The following is a 9,859-nucleotide window of genomic DNA, read 5'->3' on the forward strand; positions in this document are numbered from 1 at the left end:
ACAAACACGTAGTAAAATAGACAAAATGAAGATTAAAAAGAAAGTAGCCTTAAGCGGGCTATTGCTTTGTTGTGCAATCACGGCAAAAGCACAAGTGTGTATTACTCCCCAGGTGGAGCAGCGTGCCAGGGAGTTGGTTTCTCAAATGACGCTGGAAGAAAAAATCGATTACATTTCCGGTCCCAAATCTTTTTATATCCGGGCTGTACCCCGGCTTGGCATACCCGAAATCAGGATGGCCGATGGTCCGCAAGGCATACGTAACAATACTCAAAGTACCTTGTATCCTTGTGGCATCTTGTCGGCTTCGACATGGAACCGTAAGTTGGCTAGAGAGCTGGGACATGGTTTGGCCCGGGATGCAAAGGCCCGTGGGGTAAGTATTCTGTTGGGGCCTGGAGTCAATATCTACCGCTCTCCTCTATGCGGGCGAAACTATGAGTATTTTGGTGAAGACCCTTATTTGACGGGCGAAACTGCTAAAGAATATATCTTGGGAGTGCAGGAAGAGGGAGTTATGGCTACGGTGAAGCATTTTGCGGCCAATAACCAGGAGTGGAGCAGACATCATGCCAGCTCAGATGTGGATGAGCGCACGCTGCAGGAAATTTATTTTCCCGCGTTCCGAAAAGCTGTGCAGGAAGCAGGAGTAGGGGCGGTTATGGATAGCTATAATCCGCTGAACGGGGTACATGCCACCGAAAATAGCTGGCTGAACATTGATGTACTGCGCAAACAGTGGGGATTTAAAGGTATCCTGATGTCTGACTGGACATCTGTATATTCCGGTGTGGGAGCCGCTAATGGAGGGTTGGATTTGGAAATGCCCGTCGGTAAATTTATGACCAGGGAAATTCTTATTCCGGCAATAGAGAATGGTATCGTGAAGGAAGAGACCATTGACGCCAAAGTCCGGCATATACTCCAGACATTGATTGCTTTTGGAGCACTTGATACTCCGAGAGAAGATAAATCTATCGATAAAGACAATGCACAGTCTAAGGAAATTGCACTTGACTTGGCGAGAGAAGGAGTAGTCTTATTGAAAAATGACAACGGTACGTTGCCTTACCGGAACGGTAGAACATTGGTAATCGGGCCTAATGCCGATATTATTCCCACAGGAGGAGGAAGCGGATTTGTCACCCCTTATTCGGTAGTGTCACTCTATGAAGGTATGGTTCAGTTGAAGGGCGGCAGACAGATAGAGCTGCTGTCTGACAGCATTCTTTATAAGGATATGTCCCAACAGATTTATACGGATGGCAGTTTTACGCAAAACGGTTTTAAGGGCGAATATTATAATACTCGTAATCTTACCGGAGAACTCTTTCAAGCTGCCATAGAGCCTGCCATAGACCATGCCTGGAAATACGGTGCACCGTTCGACGGCATGCCGGTAGATCAGTTTTCTGCCCGTTGGACGGGAGTTTACAAGGCTGACAAGGATGGAACTGTCAAGTTCCAGCTGGCTGGCGATGACGGATACCGTCTGTTTGTAAACGATAAGCTGATTACCGGAGATTGGGGGAACCATTCATTCAGTACCCGCAGTGCATTTATGCAGGTCAGTGCAGGGGAGATATACCGGTTGCGTATTGAATATTTTGATAATGTGGGTGAGGCGACTGTCAGTTTCCAGGCAGGAATGATGGATGAGGAGCGTTTGGCCTCTTCACTGAAGCATGCCAGGAATGTTATTGTATGTGCCGGGTTCAACAGCAGTACAGAAGGTGAAGGGTTCGACCGTCCGTTTGCATTGTCATACGGGCAGGAATATCTCATTAATAAAGTGGCTTCACTTCATGATAATGTGGCTGTGGTGGTGAATGCCGGAGGTGGAATAGATTTCCGCAATTGGGGGCAGAGTGTACAAGCTATTTTGATGGCATGGTATCCGGGGCAGGAGGGTGGAAAGGCCCTTGCCGAAATCATTACGGGCAAGCTTTCGCCAAGTGGCAAACTACCAGTCAGCATCGAGGAAAAATGGGAAGATAATCCGGTATATGGTAATTATTATGACAATCGCAATGTACCTCATAAACGGGTGCAGTATGCCGAAGGTGTTTTCGTAGGTTATAGGGGATATGACCGGAACGGAAAGCAACCGCTCTATCCTTTCGGGTATGGACTGTCATACAGTAGTTTTGAATATAGTAATCTGAGTGTTGAGAAGACGGGGGGAAGCCGGGTTACGGTAAGCTTTGACATCAAGAATACCGGAAAGATGGATGCTGCGGAAGCGGCTCAGGTATATGTGCGGGATGTGGAATGTTCTGTTCCGCGTCCATTGAAGGAGTTGAAAGGCTACGATAAGGTTTACTTGAAGAAGGGTGAAACCAAGCGCGTTCGGATATTGCTGGATGAGGAAGCCTTTGCCTACTATGATGTGGAATCACATCGGTTTGTAGTGGAAAAGGGGACTTTTGAGATTCTGGCAGGTCCTTCTTCAGCTGATTTACCATTGAAGGCAACTGTTGTTTTATGATAAAATAAATATCAAAACAAGAATGGCAGTATGAAAAAGATAATAATACTGATGGTTTGTCTGTGGGGACTTGGTAACACCTTTACCTCGGCACAAACTACGGAGAAGGAGAAATTCATCTCAAGCTTGATGAAGCAGATGACGCTGGATGAAAAGATAGGCCAGCTTGCACAATGCACCTACCGAGGGAATTTTACCGGACCCGACGGTGGAAATATTCCTAAAGAAGAGTATGTCCGGCAAGGCAGAATAGGCTCTATGCTGAATGTGATAGGAGTAAAGGATATACGCTGTTATCAAGAGCTTGCTTTGCAATCGCGTTTGCGCATTCCTTTAATTTTCGGACTGGATGTTATCCACGGCTATCGTACCGGATTTCCGCTTCCGCTTGCCGAGGCTGCAAGTTTCGATTTGGCCATGATTGAGGAAGCTGCACGCTACAATGCTTTGGAAAGTGCCGCCGATGGTTTGAACTGGGTTTTTGCCCCGATGGTGGATATTTCGTGGGACGCACGTTGGGGACGCGTCATGGAAGGGGCCGGTGAGGACCCTTATTATGGTTCTCGGGTAGCGGAGGCGCGTGTCAGAGGCTTGCAAGGAGACGATTTGGCAGACACGACGACTGTCATGGCATGTATGAAACATTTTGCCGGATATGGTGCACCGATAGCAGGAAAGGAGTATAATAGTGTGGATATGTCAATGGGCCACTTTGCCAATTTTTATATGCCTCCCTATAAGGCGGCCATAAAGGTAGGAGCAGCTACCGTGATGAGTGCTTTCAATGATTTTAATAATATTCCTTGTACTGCCAATGATTTCTTGCTCAACCGGCTATTGAGAGAGCAGTGGGGATTTAAGGGATTTGTTGTGTCCGATTATAATTCGGTAGAGGAATTGGTGAACCACCGTTATGCTGCTGACAAGAAAGATGCCGCAGCCAAAGCGCTGAATGCTGGTCTGGACATGGAGATGGTAAGTACCTGCTACTTGACTTATCTGAAGGAGCTTGTTCAAGAAGGGAAAGTAAAGGAGAGTGTGCTTGATGATGCAGTACGGCGTATTTTGGAGAAGAAATATGAGTTGGGATTGTTTGAGGACCCTTTTCGCTACTGTAATCCGGAAAGAGCGGCCAGAATACTCAATGCGCCCGAAGTCCGTAATGCTTCGCTCCGTATGGCCGAGCGTTCCGTTGTATTGCTGGAGAATAGGGAATCTGTGCTTCCGTTGACGGCACAGACGAGGAAGATAGCCTTGATAGGAGGACTCTCAAAATCCCAGTACGATATGGCAGGTGCTTGGGCTGCCACTACGGACCGGAACAAAGTGGTGACCTTATATGATGCATTGGTCCGGAAAGGACTGGAGGTGAGCTATGCTGAAGGCTATGATATGAAGAGCAATCAGTTGACCGGATTGCAGGAAGCATTACAGGCTGCTGAGGCTTCGGATGTCATTGTTGTGGCGGTAGGCGAGAGATTCGGTCAGAGTGGCGAGAAGGCTTCCAAAGTGAATATAGCCATACCCGAGGGGCAGCAGAAGCTGGTGTCGGAACTGGCAAAGACTGGAAAACCTGTCATTGCTCTTGTCATGTGTGGGCGTCCGGTAATCTTCAATGAGATAAGGGAACATGCTGATGCGGTACTGTGTACTTGGTGGCTGGGAAGTGAGGCCGGCAATGCCATATGCAATGTGTTGTGGGGAGAGTATAATCCTTCGGCTAAATTGCCCATGACATTTCCTGCACACGTAGGACAGATTCCCATTTATTATCAGAATAAGAGCACCGGCCGCCCTACCGCATTGAAACAGACCTATAAGGCATCTTATATCGATGCTTCCACTGAGCCTGCCTATCCTTTCGGATATGGGCTTTCGTACACGGATTTTGGATATTCTGATTTGAAACTGCTGCCGGGCAAGGCTGCAGGCGTCCATACGGAGGTGTCGGTAAAAGTGACTAATACCGGTAAGTGTGCAGGAGAGGAAGTAGTTCAATTGTATGTGCAGGATAAGGTAGCCTCTGTTACGCGTCCGATAAAGGAATTGAAGGGCTTCAGGAAAATTCATCTGAATGTGGGTGAAAGCAAAACTGTAGCTTTTCAGATAACTGACGATGCACTGGGATTCTATGACAATGAGATGAATTATATGGTAGAACCTGGTGATTTCGTCTTTATGGTGGGTGGCAGTAGTGATGATGTACAGCAGATTACCTATAACTTGAAAGAATAGGATTCTTACCCTATAAATGAAAAGCAAGGCTGTCTGGAATCATATCCGGACAGCCTTGCTTTTCTGTTTTAGTTGGTTATCACATTCGTGAAATACTCTTTGAACAGTTTTTCTGCCCGTTCCAGTTGTTCCGGAGTATTTTCCTTCACTTCTTTCAATTTGTAATCCCATCCCATGGCTTCGTATTTGTGAACACCCAGACGGTGATAAGGAAGTATTTCCACCCGTTGTATCTGCTGGTATTTGCCAAGACTTTCACCCAGCAGGCGGGTGTCTTCTTCCGAATCGCTGTAACCGGGGACCAGTACATAGCGCAGCCAGAAGGGGTGTTCATGTTCTTCGAGCCAGGCAGCGGTGCGGAGTGTCTGTTCGTTGCTTCGTCCCGTCAGCGTACGGTGGCGTTCGGGATTGAATTGCTTGATGTCCAGCAGCACGAGGTCAGTCAGACTAAAGAGCTCTTCCACCTTTTCATTCCAGATGCCTCCGTTACTGTCCAGACAGATATGGATGCCGTTCGCCTTCAGCTCCTTGAAAAGAGGAATCAGCGCTTCTGCTTGCAGGGTAGGCTCACCGCCGGAGAAAGTAATACCTCCTTTCTTCCCGAAGAATGCCTTTTGGCTGATAGCCATTTGCAGAATCTCTTCCGGAGTGGTGGGAGTGCCTCCTTTTACATCAATCGTATCCGGATTGGCACAATACAGACAACGGAACGGACATCCTTGCAGGAAAACGACGAGCCGGAGACCCGGCCCGTCGAATGTTCCCATACTTTCGTAGGAGTGTACATTTATCATATTACATTCTTTCGTGGAATGAACGGCTGATGACTTCCAACTGATGCTCGCGGCTCAACTTCACGAAGTTCACGGCATAGCCGGAAACGCGGATGGTGAGTTGCGGATACTTTTCAGGATGTTCCATGGCATCTTCCAGCATTTCGCGGTTCAGTACGTTTACGTTCAAATGGTGGGCACCTTTGGTGAAGTAGCCGTCCATCATGGTTACCAGGTTCTCTACACGTTCTTCCGGTGTCGGGCCCAGTGATTTGGGAACAATGGAGAACGTATTGCTGATGCCGTCCTGCGAGTCGCGGTAGCGCAATTTGGCTACGGAGCTCAAGGAAGCGATGGCACCGTTCTTGTCACGTCCGTGCATTGGGTTGGCACCCGGAGCAAAGGCAACACCTTTGGCGCGTCCGTCCGGAGTGGCACCGGTCTTCTTGCCGTACATCACGTTGGAGGTGATAGTCAGCAAGGAAAGGGTGGGACGGGCATTCTTGTAGACAGGCAGCTTTTTCAGTTCTTCGCTGAAATAGTAAACGAGGTCTACTCCCAGGTGGTCCACACGGTCGTCATTATTGCCGAAGCAGGGGAATGAGCCTTCGGTGTCGAAACCTTCGGTCAGGCCGATTTCGTTGCGGCGTGCAGTGACTTTGGCATATTTGATGGCGGACAGTGAGTCTATGGCGATGGAAAGGCCGGCAACACCGTATGCCAGATTGATGCGTGGGTCGGTATCGATGAATGCCATCTGGGCTTTCTCATAATAATACTTATCATGCATGTAGTGGATGATATTCATGGCCTCGTTGTAGACACGGGCTATTTCAGTCAGTACCTTCTTGTAGTTGGCCATAACTTCCTCAAACTTCAGTGTCTCGCCGGTCAATACGGGAATACCTTTCACCATGACAGTTCCGGTGTTTTCGCAACGGCCACCGTTGATGGCAAGCAGCAGGGCCTTGGCAAGGTTGGCACGTGCGCCGAAGAACTGGATTTGCTTGCCGATGGCTTGGTAGGATACACAGCAGGCAATGCCGTAATCGTCGCAGTTGCGCACTTCGCGCATCAGGTTGTCGTTTTCGTACTGGATGGAGCTGGTATCTACAGAAACTTTGGCGCAGAAATCCTTGAAGCCTTCCGGCAGTTCGGGACTCCACAATACGGTCAAGTTCGGTTCCGGAGAAGGACCGAGGTTGTATAGCGTCTGCAAAAAGCGGAAAGAAGTCTTGGTGACCTTCACGCGTCCGTCGTTGAAGCGTCCGCCGATGGCTTCGGTCACCCAAGTCGGGTCGCCGGCAAAGATATCATTGTACGACTGCATGCGCAGATGGCGTACCATACGTAGTTTGATGACGAACTGGTCTATCAGTTCCTGTGCAAACGTCTCGTCAATCTTGCCGTGAGCCAAATCGTATTCGATGAAAATGTCGAGGAACGAAGATACGTTACCCAGTGACATGGCTGCTCCGTCCTGCTCTTTGATGGCAGCAAGATATGCCATGTATACCCATTGCACGGCCTCTTGAGCTGATGTAGCCGGATGGCTGAGGTCGAGTCCGTAATATTCGCCCATAACCTTGATGTCCTTCAAAGCTTTGATTTGTTCTGCCACTTCTTCGCGTAGACGGATGCGTGCTTCGGTCATCGGGCCGGTGAGGTTGCGCAAGTCCTCCTGCTTGGCTTCAATCAGACGGTCGATGCCGTAGAGAGCCAATCGGCGGTAGTCGCCGATGATACGTCCGCGGGCATAGTTGTCGGGCAATCCGGTAAGGAATCCCAGTGAGCGGAAGGAACGGATTTCTTCGGTATATACATCGAATACGCCGTCGTTATGTGTTTTGCGGTAATGGGTGAAGATGTCTTTTACTTTATCGTCCACTTCCACTCCGTTTTCACGGCATGCTTTTGCTACCACGTTGATGCCTCCGAAAGGTTTGATGGATCGTTTCAACAGTTCATCAGTCTGCAAACCGACAATAAGTTCATTGTCCTTATCAATATACCCGGCTTTATGAGAAGTGATGGTAGATACGGTGGTATTGTCCAGTGAACGGACGCCATTGTTGTTCCTTTCTTCTTCGAGAGCCTTCAGACAGATGTCCCAGATACGTTTGGTACGTTCGGTAGGTCCCTGCAAGAAAGATGCATCCCCGGTATAGGGTGCGATGTTTTTACTGACGAAATCACTGACATTGATTTCTTTATTCCAAAGCCCATTGGTAAAGGTTTTGTTCAATTCCATAAAATTTGTTTTTGTTAGTAGGTTAGATAATGTTATCCTTTAGAGCGCGCAAAAATACTGAATAAATTCCGTAATTTTATAAGAGATACTTCTCTTTTTATGTTGAACAGCATAAAATAACTATTATTAGGTAGTGAATGTCCGGGGGAGTAGAGATGTTAATACTTTCTTTATATGTGGTTTATGAATTGAAACAAGAACCGAATAATAATCTGCATTATTTACAAATGATGTAGGTTTAAGGAACAGTCGTATTCTGAACCTAATTCAGTCGTATAGTGAATGCCATTCAGTCGTATACTGAATAGGGTTCAATCGTATACTGAATGTGGCTCTTTGTAAATATACTGATAGCCAGTAAGTTATAAAACTCTGTCTTGCCCTTGATAAATTTCAACAAATAGCCTAAATGCCGTTATGTTCGTTCCGTAGTGGGTATAAACAAGAATTTTGGTATAATTGCTCTGTTTTTGTGCAGAAAAGTTTGTAGAATAAAAAATGATTTGTATCTTTGCACCGCTTTAAAAGAAAAGTACTTCTGAAAAAGAAGTTTTGGAGAGGTGGCAGAGTGGTCGATTGCGGCGGTCTTGAAAACCGTTGTGCTGCGAGGCACCCGGGGTTCGAATCCCTGTCTCTCCGCTGAACTAACTGGATAATGAATAGGTAAGTCTCATAAATTCAACGATTTGTGGGACTTTTTTTATTCCATTATCTCTGCCCTATCGGATATTATTTAGCCCTTTATAGAATAAGAATTTATACTTTAGTTTTGACTGAACTTCAGTATATATGTGCAATTTTAGAACAAATAATCTAAAAATGATTTTCTTTTGTAACTTAGCATAATATTTAAAACAAATATGGTAAAAGCTACAAAAGATAATAGGCCTTTTTCAAGTGGTGTGTTTGATTTAGAGGAGTTCAATATTTATACAAAGGTAATTGATTTGCCTCTTGACGGGATTCCGACATATCTAGAAGAAGGGATAAATGGAGTTTGTACCGGAGGCTCTGCTCTTTTTAATGTGTTTTCTAATAAACGCAGGGTTGTGAAGAATGATTTGATAACTATTTTTCCTTATCAGTTGGCAAGTATAACCGAAATCAGTACAGACTTTGCCGTTATTTTCTTTAAAGTACCAAAGAAATTGTTTATGGATACCATTAATGGGCTGGGTAGGCTTACACTTGACTATTTTTTCTATATGAGGAAATATTATAGCTCTCCGCTCAGTGAAGAAGAGTATAAGCGCTTTGTTCATTTCTGTCATATATTGTCATGCCGTGTAGATTTATCTTGTGCCTTTCTTAGGAGGGAATCGGTGATGTATTTATTGAGGGTTTATTATTGGGACTTGTATGTGGGCTATAAGAGTAACCCCAAGGCTATGGCTTCCGTGAAGTTTGTACGTAAAGAGAAGCAGGTTTTTGAATTCTTTTATTTGGTTATAGAGTATCATACTATAAGTCGTGATGTGGCATTTTATGCAGATAAGATGTGTATCTCACCTAAATATCTGACAATGTTAATAACAGATAATACTGGTCGTTCGGCTAAAGAGTGGATTGTGGAATATACCATACTTGAGATAAAAGTCTTATTGAAAGACTCCAATCTTGAAATAAAGGAAGTGGTTTCACGAACTAATTTTCAATCGAATTCTACGATGACACGTTTTTTTCGTAAGCATACAGGCACTACTCCGTCAGAATACCGTGAGAGAATGTTTGTCTGATATTTGGATAATTTGTACTTATACCAAAAGGCAAGAAAGATATGAAAGAATATCTTAGAAGCTGTTTTGAAATGATTAAATTATTTATATTTATCTGTTAATCAGTTGGTTAATTGAAATAATTTTCGTAACTTTATGGTTGCAAAACAAATAGTTATGAGCAATTATTCAACTAACCTAACTGAAAAACAGTGGCAAGTTATCAAAAATATTGTAGAACCACAAGAAAGAACTAGAAAAAAGTGTCTCAGAGAAATTCTGAACGCCATATTCTATATCAGCAAAAGTGGCTGTCAATGGCGAATGTTGCCTTCCGACTTCGCCCCTTGGCAAACTGTTTACTACTATTTCCGCAAGTGGAAACTCGAAGGGGTTT

General features: G+C 45.5%; 6 protein-coding genes and 1 tRNA gene. 5 read left to right on the forward strand and 2 right to left on the reverse strand.

Features of this window, described 5'->3' with window-relative positions:
- Positions 1 to 25: 25 nt before the first annotated feature.
- Together CSD97_RS17575 and bglX are read left to right on the forward strand one after the other, a co-directional pair.
- On the forward strand, positions 26 to 2,488 hold the full coding sequence (locus tag CSD97_RS17575) for a glycoside hydrolase family 3 C-terminal domain-containing protein (protein ID WP_098032827.1): 2,463 nt from the start codon (positions 26 to 28) through the stop codon (positions 2,486 to 2,488).
- A gap of 30 nt (positions 2,489 to 2,518) precedes the next feature.
- A complete protein-coding gene (gene bglX, locus CSD97_RS17580; RefSeq protein ID WP_098032828.1) occupies positions 2,519 to 4,723 on the forward strand; it encodes a beta-glucosidase BglX in 2,205 nt (734 codons plus the stop codon).
- 68 nt (positions 4,724 to 4,791) lie between these two features.
- Here bglX and pflA read toward each other — a convergent pair whose 3' ends face one another.
- Positions 4,792 to 5,517 (reverse strand): pyruvate formate-lyase-activating protein, encoded by a 726-nt coding sequence (gene pflA / locus CSD97_RS17585; RefSeq protein ID WP_005831659.1) that lies wholly within the window; start codon positions 5,515 to 5,517, stop codon positions 4,792 to 4,794.
- Between the two features lies 1 nt (position 5,518).
- Positions 5,519 to 7,747 (reverse strand): formate C-acetyltransferase, encoded by a 2,229-nt coding sequence (gene pflB, locus CSD97_RS17590; RefSeq protein WP_005832491.1) that lies wholly within the window; start codon positions 7,745 to 7,747, stop codon positions 5,519 to 5,521.
- Positions 7,748 to 8,301: 554 nt separating this feature from the next.
- Here pflB and CSD97_RS17595 point away from each other — a divergent pair.
- The 3 genes from CSD97_RS17595 to CSD97_RS17605 form a co-directional block, all read left to right on the forward strand.
- Positions 8,302 to 8,386 (forward strand) — tRNA-Ser (locus CSD97_RS17595).
- Positions 8,387 to 8,607: 221 nt separating this feature from the next.
- Positions 8,608 to 9,483, forward strand: coding sequence for a helix-turn-helix domain-containing protein (locus CSD97_RS17600; RefSeq protein WP_005831578.1), 876 nt, complete (start codon positions 8,608 to 8,610; stop codon positions 9,481 to 9,483).
- Positions 9,484 to 9,618: 135 nt separating this feature from the next.
- The coding region (locus CSD97_RS17605; RefSeq protein WP_244284012.1) for a transposase at positions 9,619 to 9,859 on the forward strand (241 nt) is incomplete at its 3' end.

Origin of the sequence: Bacteroides sp. AR29, assembly GCF_900217715.1 — a bacterium.
GTDB lineage: Bacteria > Bacteroidota > Bacteroidia > Bacteroidales > Bacteroidaceae > Bacteroides > Bacteroides uniformis.